At 64.5% G+C, this 17,988-nt stretch carries 7 protein-coding genes; 5 read left to right on the top strand and 2 right to left on the bottom strand.

Annotated elements, in window-relative coordinates:
* Window positions 1–120 precede the first annotated feature (120 nt).
* A complete protein-coding gene (locus tag K1X11_RS06535; protein WP_221030931.1) occupies window positions 121–4,170 on the bottom strand; it encodes an ATP-binding protein in 4,050 nt (1,349 codons plus the stop codon).
* A gap of 182 nt (window positions 4,171–4,352) precedes the next feature.
* On the opposite strand from K1X11_RS06535, the gene K1X11_RS06530 reads away from it, so the two are divergent.
* The 5 genes from K1X11_RS06530 to K1X11_RS06510 all read left to right on the top strand — a co-directional run bounded on the left by K1X11_RS06530 (window position 4,353) and on the right by K1X11_RS06510 (window position 16,952).
* The gene (locus tag K1X11_RS06530) at window positions 4,353–7,784 is read left to right on the top strand and encodes a TonB-dependent receptor (protein ID WP_221030930.1); all 3,432 of its coding nucleotides are present in this window, start codon (window positions 4,353–4,355) and stop codon (window positions 7,782–7,784) included.
* 239 nt (window positions 7,785–8,023) lie between these two features.
* Window positions 8,024–11,044 (top strand): TonB-dependent receptor plug domain-containing protein, encoded by a 3,021-nt coding sequence (locus K1X11_RS06525; protein WP_221030929.1) that lies wholly within the window; start codon window positions 8,024–8,026, stop codon window positions 11,042–11,044.
* A 153-nt stretch (window positions 11,045–11,197) separates the two neighbouring features.
* Window positions 11,198–12,610 (top strand): amidohydrolase, encoded by a 1,413-nt coding sequence (locus tag K1X11_RS06520; protein ID WP_221030928.1) that lies wholly within the window; start codon window positions 11,198–11,200, stop codon window positions 12,608–12,610.
* A 43-nt stretch (window positions 12,611–12,653) separates the two neighbouring features.
* Window positions 12,654–13,760 carry an efflux RND transporter periplasmic adaptor subunit gene (locus tag K1X11_RS06515; protein ID WP_221030927.1) on the top strand — a complete coding sequence of 369 codons (1,107 nt, stop codon included), beginning with the start codon at window positions 12,654–12,656 and terminating at the stop codon, window positions 13,758–13,760.
* A gap of 6 nt (window positions 13,761–13,766) precedes the next feature.
* On the top strand, window positions 13,767–16,952 hold the full coding sequence (locus K1X11_RS06510) for an efflux RND transporter permease subunit (RefSeq protein WP_221030926.1): 3,186 nt from the start codon (window positions 13,767–13,769) through the stop codon (window positions 16,950–16,952).
* Between the two features lie 172 nt (window positions 16,953–17,124).
* Here K1X11_RS06510 and K1X11_RS06505 read toward each other — a convergent pair whose 3' ends face one another.
* A complete protein-coding gene (locus tag K1X11_RS06505; RefSeq protein WP_221030925.1) occupies window positions 17,125–17,682 on the bottom strand; it encodes an HD domain-containing protein in 558 nt (185 codons plus the stop codon).
* Window positions 17,683–17,988: the final 306 nt, after the last annotated feature.

Here is a 17,988-nt window from a genome sequence, read left to right as displayed (position 1 = left end):
TCTTTCTCTGACGACGCGAAGCGTCGCCGGGTAGCGGGAGCCGGTTGGCCGGTGGGGATAAAGAGAAAGAGAAAGACTAAAGAATAAAGATCGCCGGAAGGGGGCCGGCGGTCCCCCCCATTACCGGCCGGCTTCGGCGGAGAGGCTTTGCAGGCGGGCGCGGAGGTAGGCCGCGGCGGAATCGGTGCGAGCCCAGGCGGGTTGCAGTTCGCTGGTGCCTTTGGCGCGGATGGCGAGTTCTTCCAGCGTCTTGGCCGCCTGACCCAAATCGCGCGCGCCGATGAGTCCGGCCAACGCGCGCAGGCGATGGGCGTGAAATTGCGCCTTCTCGCGGTCGGCCGCGGTCATGGCGTCCTGCAGCAGAATGAGTTCCTGGTCGAGGCTGTCGCTGAACTGTTGGATGGCGGTCGATTCGTGTTCGCCCTTGCTGAGCGAGTAGTAGGCGAAGGCTTTGCGGTTAAAAGGTTCGGTCGCCGCGGAGGTGACCACCGGGTTCTGCTCTGCCGGCGCTTGGTCGCCGCGGCGGCGAGCTTCCACCGTGGCGATGATACGTTGCACCATCGCGGTGTCGTAGGGTTTGAGCAGGAACTCATCCATGCCGGCTTCGCGGCAGCGACGGCGGATCTCTTCACTATCGTGCGCCGTCGTCGCGAGGATGATCGGCTGGTCGCCATTCGGTAGTTCGCGCACGGCCCGGGCGACGTCGGCGCCTTTGGCTCCGGGCAGTTCCCAATCCAAGAACATCACGTCGTAGTCATGCAGTTGGGCGTGGGTGATGGCTTGGGCGGCGTTTTCCGTCACGTCGACCTGATACCCCAGCTCCATGCCGAGGCCTTCGAGCGCGATGCGATTGTAGGGCTCGTCCTCGACGACCAGCGCGCGCCCCTTGTCGCCCGCGGCGATGAGAGCGGTGGGGGCCGCGGCGGCGGCATCGGGGGCGTTGCGCGGATGAATTTCGACGTCCGAGCGCGGCAGCGTGAGCACGAGCGTAAAGGCCGAACCCTGTCCGGGCTCGCTGTGGAGGGTGACCTCACCACCCATAAGTTGGGCGAGTGAGCGGCAGGTGGCGAGGCCGAGACCGGTGCCGACCTGGCCACTTTGTTTGGCGCGGTTGCCGCGGACAAATTTGGAGAAGACAACAACCTGCTCTTCGGCCGGAATGCCGGGGCCTTGGTCGGCGACTTCGATGAAAAGCTCCACCGGATCGCGGTTGTTGTCCTCGGTCGGATCGTTGAGCAACGAGACCTCGATGGCGGCGCCGGGCGCATATTTGAGCGCGTTGCCCACGAAGTTCTCGATGATGGTGCGAATCTTCGGTTCGTCGCCGTAGAACTCGTCGCGAAAGGTCTCGGGCCAGAGCAGGGAAAGGGCCTGATTCTGTTGGCCGGCCTGCACCCGGAAGAGGTCCATGACCTCCTCGAGGGTCTCGCGCAGATGGAAGGGGCGCGGGTCAACCTGCACCTGTCCGTAATCGAGTCGGGCCTGGGTGAGCACGTCCTCAAACACCGATATGAGTTTGCGGGAGACGGAGCGCAGGGAGCGGGTGAGTTGGCGTTCGCGGGGGCCGAGGTTTTCGTCCTTCAACAGCGCGAGCAAACCGGTGAGGCCGTTGAGCGGATTGCGGATCTCGTGGGAGATGTTTTCGAGGAAGTCGGTTTTGGCCAGGTTGCTCAGCGCGAGTTCGCGGGTGCGCTTTTCCACCATGCGATTGAGGTGCTCGTTTTTGCGGCGCAGATGCAGCAGGCGCCAGCGGAAGATGCCGAGGGCGACGCCGAGCGTGATCAGGCCATAAGCGACTTGGGCCAGAGGCGTGCGATACCAATGCGGTCGCACGGTGAATTCGAGTGTAGTGGATGGACCGGCGCGACCCAGGCCGTCGACGGCGCGCGCCTCGAAGTGGTAGTGGCCGGGTTCGAGGCCGGTAAAGGCCGCGCGGTTGCCATAGCGCGGGGCTTCCCAATCGGTGGCGGCGCCCACCAGACGGGTTTGCAGGAGCAAAGCTTCGCGGGTGTGGGCGCGGGCCAACACCCGCAGCTCAATGCGGTTTTCGTCGGCCGAGAGTTCGAGCGGGCCGGACGCCGGCAGTGCGGTCGACGCGGCGTCGGTCGTGGCGAGCGGCTCCACGTGAATGGCGACCGGCGGCGGCGCGGGCGCGGGCGTGACGGCGGCGAGGTCGATACGCAGCACGCCTTCGGTATTGCCGATCCAGAGCGCCGACGCTCCCACCTCCAAAAAGCTCGGAGCCATCAACTCCGGCAGGCCCGGGGCGGTGAGGGCGGTGATCTCCAGATCGTCGCCATTGGGGGTGATACGCAGCAGGCCCAGGTTGCGGTGTAGGGGCAGGTCCTGGCCGCGCACCAGCCAGTAGGCGCTGCGTCCGTCGGGGGCGGTGGCGGCCGCGACGCCGGTGAGGGTGGAAAACTCGCTGGCCAGATCGAAACGGGTGCCGTCGGACGAGAGTTGCAGGATGTCGTGAGCGGAGAACGCCATGGTGCGACCGAAGAGGTCGAACACGTGCAGGTGGTTGGCGTGTTCCGGCAGACCCTGCCCGGGCAGGAAACGGGTGCGGGCCTGCAGGCGGCTGCGCGCGGCACTCGGCGGGCCGTCCCAGCCAAAGCGGGTGATGCCACCCGCCACGGTGCCGATCCAGAGGTCGCCGTCCGGTGTGGCAGTCATGGAGACCGGTGTATCAAAAATCTGGGCACTCAGGTCCTTGGCCACCCAACCGCCGAAGCGGGCCGGGCGCAGGATCTTGAGTTCGTAATCCTCCAAAAACACCGTCCCTGGCGTGTCCTGCGGCGGGCGCACCAGCTGCATGACGTCGGAGGGCGAAAAATGCTCACGCCGGGCGTCATCGGCGGTAAGTCGCCAGATGCCGCCGAGTCCGCCCACCCAAAAGGCCTCGCCGTCGTGCACGCCTTCGCGCAACAGGGCTTCGTCGGCCAGCACGGGTTGGGGTTGAGTCGCACCAGGCGGCAGCAGCATCACGTCGTGACTGGTCACCAGCCACACGCCCTCGGGACCAAACGACAGTCCGCGCGGCACGCCGTCACCCAGTCCCGTCTGCCGATCGATCATGGCGCTGTGGCCAAGTCCATCGATGCGGGAAACGCCGCCTTGGTAACCTACCCAAAGATGATCCCCGGTGTGGGAGATGGTGTAGATGGTATTGTCCGGCAGGCCGTGGTTGCGGTCGATGACCTGGACCACGGTGCCGTCGAGCTCGGCCACCACCACGCCGGAGCGGAAGGTGCCCACCGCAAAGCGTTGGTCGGGCAACGCGATGGCGCGTCCGGGCAGGGCGTGTTGCAACTCGGCGGAGAGCGGACCGAGACGTTCCAGAGGCAGGGTGCCGGTATGGCGAAAAACGCCTTTGGGCGTGCCAAAGACCAGGGCCTCGTCGTCTCCATCGGGCGGGAGAATCCAAGTCACGGTGCCGCCGGGAATCTGGGTGGTGGCGAGGAGGACCCGGGGCGAACCGACGGCGGTCAATCGCTGCAACCCGACTCCGGTATCGAAGTAGTAGAGCGCGCGTTCGCCCTCCGCGCCGATGAGGCGTTCCGGACCGGTTGCCTCCCACGTAGTGAAGGCCGTGCCGTCCCAGCGGGCGACGCGATCCGAGGTGAGCCATAGCGAACCACCGGGAAACGCGCTCACGGCCCAGACATCGCGCAAATTGGTTTGAGTATCACGGCGCCAGGCTTCGACGAGGGAGGTGTAATGCCAGCGGTCGTCGTCCCCCAGCTGCAGTGAGCCCATCTCGTGCAGTGCGCCTACCCAGACCCGGCCGGGTTCCTGCGCCGGAGTGAGGGCTCGGAAGGCGTGGGCGCCGGGGAGGGCGAGCACCTGCCACTCGTGGTGGTCAAAAATGGCAAGCCGATTGGAGCCCACAATCACGTCGCCGTTGGCCGCTTCGAGCACCGCCCACACCGGGCCATCGACTTCGCCCGGACCGGCGAGCAGCGGGGCGATGACCGGTCGACCGACCACCGGAGCGGCGGCGGGCGCCGTGGCGACGGCGACGAGCAAGTAGCTTGCGATCAAGCTGCCTAAAACCAGCCGTCGGCGGCGGGGGCGGGTAATCGCAAGCGCTTCGCGGCAAATGTCACCAAACCACGAATACACGCGTCCCATCAGACGGGCGATGGCGTGCAAGCGGTTAGAAGACATGGGCTTTGGTTTAGCAGGTTTCCCGCCGAGCGGGGGAGCCCGCCAGTTGAAAATCAGGATTAAGGGGCGGAACGGTTGGGGCGTATATCTTTTGGTATATTTAGGGGTGAAAAAATTTGCACCGGTTCCGTGAGTTGGCAGTCACGGCGGCGCTTATTCTGCTTCGCCCGCAGGGCGCAACCATGGGTGCAGGTCTTCTTCATTTTGGATTCCGACGCGGCTGGGCGTTGATGGCGTTTCTCGTCATCGGCACGCCTCAGCCGCTGCTGCGCGCCCAAAGAGCACCGGTGGTGGACCCGACGGCACGGCAGGGCGGGACCTTGCAGGGGACCTTGCTCTCTACGGAGGACAACCGACCGGTGGAGGGGCTCATCGTGCGCGCGGTCGAGGCGGACCTCACCGTGCAAACCGATGGCAGCGGTCGTTACATTTTGGCCGATCTGCGGCCAGGCGGTTACACCTTGCAGGTGTTTCAGGGGGACGACCTGCGGCTGCAGTTGACCGACGTCGTGGTGCGCCCGGGTGAAACGCTGGTGGTGCCGCCGCAGCGGCTGCCGGTCTGGCGCCGCGATGGGGAGGTGCCCACGCTGGCGGAGCTCACCATTCATGCGCCGCGGCTGCGCGGTCTGGCCCAGACCCGCGAGTCGTGGACGCGGGACACCATCACGGGCTCGCACCTGCAACGCATCGGCGCGGCCTCCCTCAGCCAGCGCCATCTGGACCGCGAGGCGCTGGCCCAACGCAGTGCGATCACGCCAGCCATGCTGTTGGCGACGGTGCCGGAGGTGAATGGCTTGCCCCTCAACGTGTCTGCGGTCGCAGGCACCTCTGCTCGGGGCGACAATACCGCCATCAGTCTGCGCGGGCTTGGATCCGGCAACACCCTGCTGCTGCTGAATGGTCGCCGCATGGTGGCCCACCCGATCGCGCCGCTCGACGAGCAGTCGGTGCCGACCCTCACCGTCAATGTGAACCAGTTGCCGATGCACGGCTTCTACCAGATCGATGTGCTCAAGGGCGGGGCGTCCTCGACGCACGGTTTTGACGCGGTGGCCGGGGTGGTGAACTACCGCATGGAAACGGATTTCCGCGGACAGGAAATTGGCGTGCAGGTGGCGATTCCGGAGGCGGGCGAAAACGAGGAAACCTCAGTGCACTGGATGGGCGGTGGGGCCTTTGCGGAAGGGCGGGGGAGGTATTTCTCGGTGGTCGACTTCTTTCACCGCGAACCGCTGCTGATGGCGGATCGGGAGTTCTCCGCCGAAGCGGTGAAGACCGACCGCGCGCCGGTGCCGTTTGACCAGGCCGGCGGAGCGTTTGACGATGCGTCGAGCGTGGGCCGTTTCCCGCGCTTTCGCGTCGGCTCCAGTTCGACCGATTATTACTTCCGGCCGGAGAATGGGGCCGGCAGCGTGCCGGTCCTGACGACGGAACGTCCGAGCCAAAGCGCCGACCCGGAGTATTATTACAACGTCAACGAGTCGCAGTCGGCGTTTCCCGAGGCCGATCGGATCAATCTCTACAACCTGCTGGAGTTTGACCTCACGCCGGACCTCACGGCCTTTGGCGAGTTTTCCGGCTACGTGGCGGATTCCTTCGTGCAGCGCCGGCCCATTCCCTACAACGGCGCCAGTGGAGTCGACCAGCCGGTCGTGCTCAGCGTCGACAATCCCTACAACCCCTACGGCGCGCAGTTCTGGGCTGTGGATGGTTCGGCCGCGCCGGACGGTTCGCCGCGACTGGTGGGGAGCCCGCAGGAACTGACCTTGCGCAGCGTCTCATTGGTCGACGCCGGGCCGGAGCAGATCGACATCCGTTCCGAAGTGTGGCGCGGGTTGCTGGGGTTGCGCGGCCGTTGGGCGGGAAGTTGGAGTTGGGAATCGGCTCTGCTGCACAGTGCCGCTTCGACCCGGGACATCTCGCGCAACGAAGTGCGGGAAAGCCTGCTGCAGGCGGCGGCGCGACGCAGCGATGCGCTGGCCTTCAACCCCTTCGGCTACATCTTCCTGGTGAATGGCGACGCGGTGGTAACCGATCAGCCGCAGCCCAACTCCGCCGAAGCGGTGGCGTTGTATGTCGACGAGTTTGAGCGGATCGGTCGCACCTCGCTCACGATGGCCGATTTTCGCGCGACCGGCGACGTGCTGCTCCCGGGGGACCGCGTGCTGCAACTGGCCTTTGGCATCGAATACCGGGCCGAACGCTTCAGTGACTGGCGCGCGCCTTATGCGGGGCTCAATCCCGCTGATTCTGGATTGGATCCGGAGGACAATGATTTTGTGCAGGCCTCGCCCACGGCCAACATCCGCGCGCATCGCAACGTGGCGGCGGTTTACGTGGAGAGCGCGGTGCCGATCTTTGGTGAGGCGGCCGCCGGCAGCAGCGATCCGTATCTCGAGCTCACCTTTGCCGGACGCTACGAACGGTATGATGATTTTGGTGACGAGCTGGCCCCGCGTTTTGGGCTGAACTGGTTGATCAGTCCGCGACTGCAGGTGCACGCCTCGCTGGACCGGAGTTTCCGCGCGCCCAACCTCGCGGTGCTGCACGCGCTGCCGCGCCGCCGCGTGCTGACCGGAGTGTCGGACAACTATCGCCGCACGGTGACGGGGGAGGGGACCTACTCGGCCAACATCTACTACCCGGGCAGCCCGGATTTGCAGCCGGAGGAGGCGGTGGGTTTCAACACGGGTTTCGCGGCGGAGGTGCCCGGGGTGGAGAACCTCACCCTGAAGCTGGATTACTGGCTCACTGAACAAAGCAGCGTGGTCGGCTCCGATTCGGGTTTCGAAATCATGGCCAGCGACTACCGCTTGCTCACCAGCTACATTGCGGAGCAGGTGGCGGCGGGCGTGCCGGCGGCGAGCATCAACCTCGGCAGCGGCACGGCCTTTTATCGGGGCGACCCGCGGGTGCAGCGCCTGCGTCCGACTGCCGCCGACCAGGCGCTGTTTGCGGACTACAACGCCAACCAACCGGCCGACGAACAGCGACCGGTGATCGGCGCGGTCGACTATCTGGCTCGACCGTTTCAGAACAACCGCAGTGGCTATGCCTCGGGCGTCGATTTTGGCCTGGAGTGGAGCAGCGGACGCACGTCTTCCGGGGTGTGGGATTTTGATCTCAACGCATCGTATTTGCTTCGTTCATACACGATAAACGAAAGCACTGGGCAACGGCAGGCCCGGCGCGACACCGAGATCGGGCAGCGCCTGCGCGGGATCAGCAGCCTGTCCTGGCGGGGCGGTGGTTGGGGCGTGTCGTTGACCGCCTATTACACCAGCCGCTTTGCCGATACGACGGCGACCACTTCCGCCGCAACCTACGCCCAATTGGGCGAACCCGATTACATCATGCGCCTGGCGGATCGCGGGGAGCAGCTTTTCGCCTACCGGGTGGCGAGCACCCTGAGCGCCGATCTGGCGTTGTCCTATCAGTTTGATGACCGGGCGCGGTGGTCCTGGCTGCGGCGCTGCACGGCACGTCTCAAAGTCGCCAACGTCACCGATGAAGAGCCGCCGCTACAGTCCAACGCGGCCGGGTTTTCCATGGAGGCGCATGCGCGGTTGGTAGCGGGACGCACGTGGGGGTTGGAGCTGATCAAGAGCTTCTAATACAGGGGTATATCCAAAGGTATACTTGGCGGCGTTGGGGAACCGGTCCGGCCCTGATCGAGTGATGAGCGTCGGGGAGCGTCCCAGGGGCACCCGGCAAAAGTGAGCACGTTGCGGACGCGAGCAATTAGCTGCGTCCGCGGATCAACAAAGCCATGCACCGATCAAACTACTACAGCCACCGGAGAGTCGCGGCCGGTCTAATCTTCGCGACAGCAAGTGCGTTGGTCTCGGGTCAAGTGGCCCCGACCTCCAATGAAGACAGTTCCGCCGCTCCCAATGACACCATCGTCATGGAGGCGTTCGTCACCACGGGTTCGAACATCCAGCGTATGGATGCCGAAACCGTTTTGCCGGTTACGCTCTTTGATAATGCCCAAATCGAGGCGCGCGACGCGGAAACCTCCTTCGACCTGTTGGCCGGTATCCCGCAGATTACCGAATTCCCCAAGAACGAGACCTCGGTGAATTCCGTGGCCTCCCGTGGTGGTAATGCCGCCGCCTCGCTCCGCGGTATTGGTCAATCCAATACGCTGGTGCTGATGAACGGTCGCCGCGTTCCCTTCAACCCGGTCAGCTCCCTGAGCCCGGCCGACTCGACGGTGAACATCAACACCTTGCCGGCCGTGGGTCTGCAACAGATCGAAGTGCTGCGTGACGGTGCCTCGGCCATTTATGGTGCCGATGCGGTCGCGGGCGTGATCAATTACATCTCCGACACCAACCTGCAGGGCGGCACCATGTCGCTGCGTTTTGGTGCGACCGAGCACGGTGGTGGCATGAGCTCCCAGGCGACCCTCAGCTACGGCACCGTGTTTGCCGAAGGCCGTGGTCACTGGATTTCGACCTTCAACATCTTCAATCGTGACGCCATCTACTTCCGCGAGCGCGATCGGTCGGCTTCGACCAATCGTCTCGATGAGGCCCGCCCGCCGTTCGACGCTCCGGGTGGTCCCTACGATGGCCGTTCCAGCACGACCAACTGGCCGTCCTTCCGCCTCGGGGCCGACGCGACTTCCGGTCAGGTTTACTGGTTCTACCCGGTCAACGGCACGCCGCAGGTCACCACGTCCTCGCTGCCGCGCGACCTTTACATGAACTACGCGGAATACCAGATCGGTCAGCCGTTCGCCACCCGTGGTTCGCTCTTCAGCCGCGTAGAGTTTGAAATCTCCCCGAAGCTCACCGCCTTCGGTGAAGTGCTCGGCTACATGAGCAATTCGAAGACCGGCCGTCAGGCGATTTCGATCCGCTCGTCCGACGCCCGCGTCACCCTGAGCGAGGGTAATCCCTACAATCCCTTCGGTTCGGCCTTCTACGAGGTCGGTGGCGCCAATGGCACCAAGATCGACGGCGAGCCGCGCCCCATCACCATCGCCACCAAGCTGGCCATGGACGGTGGTCCGGAGCGTGTCGAAGCGACCGACCGCATGTATCGCATCCTCGGTGGTCTGCGCGGCCAGTTCGGTGAGTCCACCTGGAACTGGGAAGCCGCCGCCATGTTCGGTGCCTACCGCATCACCGACCGTGCGATCAACAGCATCCGCGAGTCCCTCATCAAGACCGCCGCCCTGCGCACCACGCCGGACGCTTACAATCCCTTCGATTACACCTTCAAGGTGGAGAACGGTCAGGTTGTCGCCGACCAGCCCTACTCGAACCCGGCTGAAGTCATCGACTACTACACCCAGAGCGCCAACCGCATCGGTCACAGCCGCCTCGGCAGTGTCGACGCCCGTGCCTCCGGCAACATCTTCGACCTCTGGGCCGGTCCGCTCGCGACCTCCGTGGGTCTGGAATGGCGCTACGAAGAAAAGGTCGACTACAAGGATCCCTACGTGGGCACCAATCCCGAGGACGATCCTACGGTTGACCAGGGCAATAACGACATCCTCGTCATGTCGCCGAAATACAACTACGCCGCCAGCCGCACGGTGGCCAGCGCCTACGCCGAAGCGGTCCTGCCGCTCGCTCGCCCGGACAACGATGTCCCGCTCGTTTACTCCCTCGAGGCCACCGCCTCGGTTCGTTTCGAAGACTACAGTGACTTCGGCAACACCACCAAGCCGAAGTTCGGCCTGAACTGGAAGCCGAACGACTGGATCATGGTGCGCGCCTCCCTCAACGAAGGTTTCCACGCGCCGGATCTCACCGACATGAACCAGCCGACCTCCTTCACCGTCGCCACGCCTCCCGGTGCGCTCGACGTCGTGCGCAGCAACTACTTCACCAGCGCCGGTCAGGCCGCCGACAGCCGCGTGCTCACCCGCACCTACTCTTCGCCGAATCCGGACCTCATGCCGGAAGAGTCCGAAGGTTTCTCCGCCGGTATCGTCGTGGAAGTCCCGGGCGTGAAGGGTCTCACCGTGAGTGTGGACTATTGGGAAATCGAGCAGACCAACCTCGTGCTCAACCAGACCCGCAGCACGGGTGATGACGAGGCGCTGCTCCTCGCCTACACCCAGCAGCAGCTCGCCGCGGGCGTCGACATCATGGATATCGACGTGGGTTACCACGAGGATCCGGATTCGATCGATACCTACGTGGGTGATCCCTACACGCTGCGTGCTCCCGTCAACGACGACGACCGCGCTCGTTTCGCCGCCACCTATGCCAACCTCCCGCAGAGCGAGTGGATGGCTCCGGTCGGTCGCTGGATCGGCACCACCCGTCAGCTGATCAACGGCACGGGTGAAGCCTTCACCAACGGTGTTGACTACCAGATCGATTACAACCTGCCGCAGACCCCGTGGGGAAGCTTCCGCTTCAACACCACCTGGTCGCAGTTCATCGAGAAATACACCCAGGACACCCCGACCTCCCCGATTGATGACGACATCGTCTCGCTCGAGCTGCCGGAGTGGAAGTCCTCCACGACCCTGGTCTGGAACAGCGGCCCTTGGAACGCCTCCATCAACGCCACTTACCAGAGTGCCATTCGCACCGACGCCACCACGACCCTCGCGGGTTATGAAGGCGCGGGCTCCCCGAGCTACATCGCCGTGGTCTACAACGATGGTCAGACCTACTACTACGAGAAGGGTGACTCCCAGCTGCAGATCAATCTGGGTCTCTCCTACAAGTTCGGTGACGACGCTCGCTCCTGGCTGCGCAACACCCGCGTCCGCCTCGGTGTGAACAACGTCCTCGACGAGGAGCCGGCGCTCTACGACGCCGACGGCACGGGCTACACCGGTGGCACGGGCACGTCCCTCTGGATCGGCCGCGCCTACTCCCTGAGCCTTACCCGCGAGTTCTAAGCCCTCGCGAGAAGTCCGAAACACCAAGCCAAGTTCGTTTCAGAAAGCCATACGATGACGGGGAGTGCTCAACAGAATGTATCTCGGTTCCCATTCTGGGGAGCACTCCCTCCTTGCTGGGCCCGGCGCCTCACTGGACTGACTTTCGGTCTGGTGACGGCGCTGGGAGTCAGCGGGCAGGCAGATCCCGCCGACAAGCAGGCGGTCATCGGGCGGCTGGATGAACGCACCGCTCACTACGGTGAGATGGCGCACGAAATCTGGAGCTTGGCCGAAGTCGGTTATCAGGAATTCAAAAGCACCCGGCTGCTGCAGGACGAACTGGCGGCAGCGGGGTTTTCGATCGAGGCCGGCGTGGCAGGCATGCCCACGGCCTTCATTGCCAGCTATGGCGAGGGAGAGCCGATCATCGGCATGTTGGGGGAATACGACGCCTTGCCCGGCGTGTTGCAGACGGCCTCGCCGGAGCGCGAGTTGCGCACCGATGGTGCGATCGCCGGTCATGCCTGCGGGCACCATTTGTTTGGCACCGGCTCGGCTGCGGCCGCGGTGGCGGTGAAGGAATGGATGGCGGCAAACAATGTGAAGGGCACCCTGCGTTACTACGGGTGTCCGGCGGAGGAGGGTGGTTCCGGCAAAGTTTACCTCGTGCGGGCCGGTAAATTTGATGACGCGAGCGCGGTGCTGCACTGGCACGCGGGTGATCGCAACGGCGTGGGCATGGGCAGTTCCATGGCCAACAAATCGGCCAAGTTTCGTTTCCATGGCGTGTCCTCGCACGCGGCCGGCGCGCCCGAGCGCGGTCGCTCGGCGCTCGACGGCGTCGAGGCACTCAACTTCATGGCCAACCTGATGCGCGAACACGTCCCGTCGGACACGCGTATCCACTATGTGATTACAAAAGGCGGCGAGGCGCCCAACGTGGTGCCCGACTTCGCCGAAGTGTTTTATTACGTGCGCAATCCCGATCGTCGCGTGATCCAGGATGTCTGGGGACGCCTCGAAGCGGCGGCGCAGGGCGCGGCCGCCGGCACCGGCACGACGGTCGACTGGGAGATCATTCACGGCAATTACGAGCTGCTGCCCAACGAACCGCTGGGTCGCACCATGTGGGAGAATCTCGAACTCGTCGGCGGTGTGACCTACGACGACGCGGAGCGGGAGTTTGCCGAGCGGATCGGCGCGACCTTGCCGGGCGGCCGGGCGGCCGCGCTGGAAGTCGCCGCGCAGGTGCAGCCCTTCCGCCCGAAGTCGCCGCCGTTCCCGGCTTCGACCGACGTGGCCGACATCAGCTGGACGGTGCCGACCATCGGTCTCGGCACGGCCACCTGGGTGCCGGGCACGCCCGGGCATAGTTGGCAGGCCGTCGCGGCCGGCGGCATGTCCATCGGCACCAAGGGCATGATGGTCGCCGCCAAGACGCTGGCGCTCACCGCCATGGATTTGTTCACCGACGCCGAGATCCTCGCCGCGGCATCGGACGATCTCGAAGCGCGCCGTGGGGCCGACTTCCATTACGAGCCGCTGCTCGGGGATCGGCCACCGCCGCTCGATTACCGCAAGTGAGCGCCGCCGGTTGTGCGCGCTCGTTCCTTCCTTTTGCCACCCTATGAAGTCTTCCCGCGCGTGTCTTGCCGTTGTTTCTTGTCTGAGTCTCCTGAGTGGAGGCTGCGGCAAACCCACCGCCGCGGTTGCGCGCAGTAACGCCAACTACGAACAACTGGTCGAAGTCGTGCCCCTGGCGCGACGCGATCTGGTGGAGAACCTCACGCTGGTCGGCTCCATCGCCGCGCGTGAATCGGCCGAAGTGCGGCCGCAGGCGTCGGGCGTGGTGACGAGTATCGAGTTTGAAGAGGGCAGTTTGGTGAAGGCCGGGCAGACCCTGCTGCGGATCGACGACACCGAAATCCGCGCCCAGTTGCTGGAGGTGGAGGCGGAGCTGGAGTTGGCCGAGTCCAACTACCGCCGCATGGAAGAGCTCGGTCGGCAGAACACGATTCCGCAGGCCGACATCGATGCCGCGAGGGCGCGCCTCCTGAGTGCGCGGGCGCGCGTGGAGCTGCAACGCAGCCGGCTGGACAAAACGACCGTGCGGGCGCCGTTCACCGGTCTGGCGGGCGGTCGCGAAATCTCCCCCGGAGATTACGTTTCCAATCAAACCATCGTCACCACGGTGGAGGATGTTTCGAAGCTGAAGATCGAGTTTCAGGTGCCCGAAGCCTATCAACGCAAGGTGCGCCCAGGGACGACGTTTCGCGTGAGTTCGCGAGCGCTGGAGTCGTTGGATGGCGTGGACGGGGAAGTGTATTTTGTGAGCCCGGGCATCGATCGCGACACGCGTTCGACCGCGGTGAAGGGGTGGCTCGAGCGCTCGCCGGCGGGTTTGAAGCCCGGCATGTTTGCCAACGTCGAACTGGTGCTCGATGTGCGCCACGACATCCTGGTCGTGCCCGAGAGCGCGCTGCTGGTCACGCGTGACGGCATGCGCATCACGGTGGTGGATCGGCAGGGCGAAAAGCAGGTGGCCAAATTTGTGCCGGTGCAGGCCGGTCTGCGTAGCGAAGGATTGGTGGAAGTGATCCCGGCCACCGCCGTCGATGACGGTCAACCGGTGGTGGCGTCCGGCGTGGGCGCGATCAATCTGCCGGCCGGTCGCGCCCTGAAGACCATCCCGCTGCGCGACGAACTCCGTCCGGAGTTTCACGCTGTCGACTGATTTTCCATGATCCTCTCCGATCTCTCGATCCGTCGCCCGGTGATCTGCATCGTGGGCTGTTTGCTCATCGTGCTCATCGGCGCGCTTTCGTTTAAACAGCTCCCGATCCGCGAATACCCGAATGTGGAATCGCCGTCGGTGAGTGTCTCGACGACCTATCGCGGAGCCTCCGCCGAGGTGGTGGAGACCAAGGTGACCGATCCGCTGGAGGAACAACTCTCGGCAGTGGAGGGCATCAACGTCATGCGCTCCACCTCGTCGGAGCAGAGTTCGCGCATCACGATCGAGTTTGATCTGGATCGGGATGTCGACGAAGCGGCCAACGACGTGCGCGATCTCGTTTCACGGGTGCGGCTACCGGAGGAGGTGGATCGGCCGCGGATCAGCAAAGTGGATCCCGACACGACGCCGGTCATCACCTTGTCGTTTAACTCCGAGGTGTATGACCGCCTCGAGATTGTGGAGATGATCGAGCAGATCGTCGTGCCACGCTTGCAGGCGCTGCCCGGCATGGGCGCGGTGCAGGTCGACGGGGCGCGTTATGCGATGCGGCTGTGGATCGATAGCGATCGGCTGGCGGCCTACAACCTCACCGTGGCCGATGTGCAAACGGCGCTTGAGCGCCAGAATGTCGAAGTGCCGAGTGGCCGCATCGAATCGCGCACGCAGGAGTTCCCGGTGCGGCTCATGGGCAGCATGACCGAGGTGTCGGATTTTGAGAACCTTGTGCTGGCGACGCGCGGCGATTACCAGGTGAAGTTCCGCGACATCGGGCGGGTGGAGTTGGGCGCCGAGGACTATCGCAGCAAAACTTACTTCAACGCCCGACCGAGTGTGGGCGTGCAGGTGCTGCGGCAGCCCACGTCCAACCTGCTCGAACTATGCGATGGCGTGAAGGCGCTCATTCCGGTGTTTCAGCGCGAGATGCCGGACGGCATCGTGGTGGAGCTCAGCAAGGACGACTCGGCCTACGTCGAGCGCACCGTCGATGAGGTTTACCGCACGCTTTACGAAGCGCTGTTGCTGGTGGTGACGGTGATTTTCCTCTTCCTGCGCAACTGGCGCGCGACCATCATTCCGCTGCTGGCGGTGCCGGTCTCGCTGGTGGGCACGGTGGCGGTGATCGCGGCGCTGGGCTTTTCGATCAACATCCTGACTCTGCTGGCCTGCGTGCTGGCGATCGGCCTGGTGGTGGATGACGCCATCGTGATGTTGGAAAACATCTATCGCCGCATCGAGACGGGCGAGTCGCCGGTCGCCGCGGCGGTGCACGGCGCGCGGCAGGTCGCTTTCGCCATCATCGCGACGACGCTCACGCTGGCGGCGGTGTTTTTGCCGGTGGCTTTTCAGTCGGGGCAGACAGGGCGGCTCTTCTTCGAGTTTGGCATCACCCTGGTGGTGGCGGTCGTGATGTCGGCCGTGGTCGCACTCACGCTGTCGCCCATGCTGTGCTCACGCCTGTTGTCGCCGCCCCGCGAGCAGGGCGGCCACGGGTGGCTCTACGACAAAACCGAACCGGCCTTTGCGGCGCTCAACCGCGGTTTCAACGCGCTGCTGGCGCTGACCATGCGCTGGCGCGCCGTGGTGATGATCGGGTCGCTGGCCATGACCGTGCTCGGCCTGTGGCTCTACACCCAACTGCAGCGCGAACTCATTCCGGCGGAGGATCGTGGCGTATTCACGGCCAACATACAGCCGCCGGTGGGCGCGACGCCGGAATACACCGATTCCTACGGCCGGCAGCTGGAGGAGGAGATTCTCAAGATTCCGGAAATCGATCGCACCTTTCAGCGTCAGACATCGGGGCGCGCCTACGTGACCGGCACGCTGACCCTTTGGGAAGAACGCGAGCGCACCACCCAGGACCTCATTTCCGAAGTGCGCCGCATTGCCCGCGACAAGATCCCCGGCCTGCAGGTGAGTGTGGGACCCAAACGTCCGTTCGGCGGTGGTGGTGGACCGGGGCGGGGCAGCTCCCTGCAACTGGTCTTGCAGGGCAGTGATTTTGAGGAGCTGCAGACCAGCGGGGAGCAGTTTGTGGAGGACATGGAAGCGAGTGGCGTGTTTGGGCCGGTGCGGCTTTATCCCTCGCCGACGAAACCGCAGCTTGATGTGCGCATCGATCGCGCCAAGGCGGCCGACCTCGCGGTGCCGGTGCGGGACATCGCCACGACCTTGGAGACCTTGCTGGGCAGTCGGCGGGTCACGCAGTTCCAGCGCGGCGGTCAGCAATACGACGTGATCCTGCAGGTGGAGGACAGCCGTCGCATGACTCCGGGGGATCTCGCGCGCATCTACGTGCGCTCGGCGCGGGGCAGTCTGGTGCAGTTGGGCAACCTCGTGACGTGGGACGAAAACGCCGTGCCGGAGAGTTACCCTCACTTCAACCGCCTGCGCTCGGTCACCCTCTCGGCGCCCTTGGCCGACGGTGTGGCGATGGGCGACGCCATTACTTATCTGCAGGACCGAATCGACGCGTTACTGCCGGCGGGCAGCACCTATGCGTGGGACGGCCCGGCGCGGCAGTTTTTGGAAGGCGCGGGGGACACCTACGTGATGTTCGGCCTTGCGCTGCTGTTCACCTTTTTGATTCTCGCGGCGCAGTTTGAGTCGTGGGTCCATCCCTTCACCATTTTCACCGGCGTGGCGATCGCCGTGGCGGGTGGCATCACGGTGTTGTATGCGACGCGCTATTGGGGACCGGCGATGACCGACAACCTGTTTTCGCGCTTCGGTCTCATCATGCTGATCGGCCTCATCGCCAAGAACGGCATCCTCATCGTGGAGTTCGCCAACCAGCTCCAAATCGAGAAAGGCCTGGATGCGTCGGCGGCGGTGTTTCAGGCGACCTCGGCGCGCTTCCGCCCGATCCTGATGACGTCGGTATCGACCATCCTCGGCGCGGTCCCGATCGCGTTTGCGTCGGGGGCGGGCGCGGAGATCCGCAATCCGCTCGGTCTGGTAATCGTGGGTGGGCTCGGCATCGCGACGATCATGACCCTGTTTGTCGTGCCGATTACCTACGTGTTTATGGATCGCCTCTGCCTGCGCTTCACGGGGCGCAGCAGCGCGGCCGGTCTCAAGCGCGCCGCCGAGATTCGCGGCACGATCCAAGCGCCGGTGGCACCGACGCCGGGAGGTTCAGCGACCCCGGCCGGAGCCCCCGCCTACAGCGCCCCAGCGACGCATTGAGGAAGAGGGCAGGGAGGCACTGCCTTGAGGTGGACGCCGACCCGCCAAAGGCGGGCAAGCCTCCGGGCGGCGTCGCGGTTGAAGGGCTCTGCGTTTGAACGCCGGGGTTTACCGAGAGGCAAGGGGAGCGCGAGCAAGCTCGCAGCCTACGCCGATAGACCGGGAGCGGCTATCACGCCGTGCCTTCGGCGGCGGCGAGAGGTTGGAGTTTGTCCAGACCCTCTTGCAGGACGCGTTGCACGTCAGCATCCAAGGCAGAGTGATGGCCCAGGAGTCCGGCGACGACCTTGTTGGCCCAAAGGAAGTAGTCGTATTGGCGCGTCCACGACCAACCGGCGGGCGGATCGACGAGGATGGAGCGCAGGTTGCAGGTTTTGTCGGCGATCTTGATGGCCTTGGCGCCGGGGCTCTTCTTCGGCGCGTTCACGACCTGCAGGCGTTTGCGCTCGGCTTTCTCCAGGCTCTTGTCGTCGGTGCATTCCATGACGAGGGCCGCGACCGTCTCGCCGAACGTGGTGGCGATCTCCTCGCGGGTGGTGGCGGTGTCTTCGACCGTATCGTGCAGCACGGCAGCGATGAGCACGGCCTCATCGGTGATTCCCCCCACCTCGGACAAGTGACAGGCGACCTCCAGCGGATGGTTGATGTAAGGCGCGGCCGCGGTGTTTTTCCTCCGTTGGTCGGAGTGTTTGACGGCGGCGAAGTAAGCAGCGTGCAGAAGCAGATTCATAGGAAACAAACGAGCCCACCACCATCTCGCCTCAGCGCTCCCCCTGTCCAGCCACGAGGGATGAGGAAGGCTCGGTTGAGCTTGGCTTTGTCGGATTGGGTCGGCCTGCCAGCGTGCGAGGTTTGAGTTCCTGTTTTTTGCGATGCTTGGGTGGTGGCGGAGCTAGAGGTCGATGTGGTGGAAATACAGGGTTCCCTCTTCATAGGTTGCCCACAGAACCGCATTCACGATGTCGGAATCTCTATGAGCCTCCTTCTTGGAGTATTGCGGTCCAGTCCCTTGTGGGTGCCACCAAGCCGAAACGTC

The organism is Actomonas aquatica (genome assembly GCF_019679435.2).
GTDB lineage: Bacteria > Verrucomicrobiota > Verrucomicrobiia > Opitutales > Opitutaceae > Actomonas > Actomonas aquatica.
The sequence above is the reverse complement of the archived record's forward strand: the minus strand, read 5'-3'. Positions and strand labels throughout refer to the sequence as shown.

What these genes read in the sequence shown, in the direction of transcription:
- K1X11_RS06510 (WP_221030926.1), top strand. Translation starts at nt 13,767, where the DNA reads ATGATCCTCTCCGATCTCTCGATCCGTCGCCCGGTGATCTGCATCGTG.
- K1X11_RS06530 (WP_221030930.1), top strand. Translation starts at nt 4,353, where the DNA reads ATGGGTGCAGGTCTTCTTCATTTTGGATTCCGACGCGGCTGGGCGTTG.
- K1X11_RS06515 (WP_221030927.1), top strand. Translation starts at nt 12,654, where the DNA reads ATGAAGTCTTCCCGCGCGTGTCTTGCCGTTGTTTCTTGTCTGAGTCTC.
- K1X11_RS06535 (WP_221030931.1), bottom strand. Translation starts at nt 4,170, where the DNA reads ATGTCTTCTAACCGCTTGCACGCCATCGCCCGTCTGATGGGACGCGTG.
- K1X11_RS06505 (WP_221030925.1), bottom strand. Translation starts at nt 17,682, where the DNA reads ATGAATCTGCTTCTGCACGCTGCTTACTTCGCCGCCGTCAAACACTCC.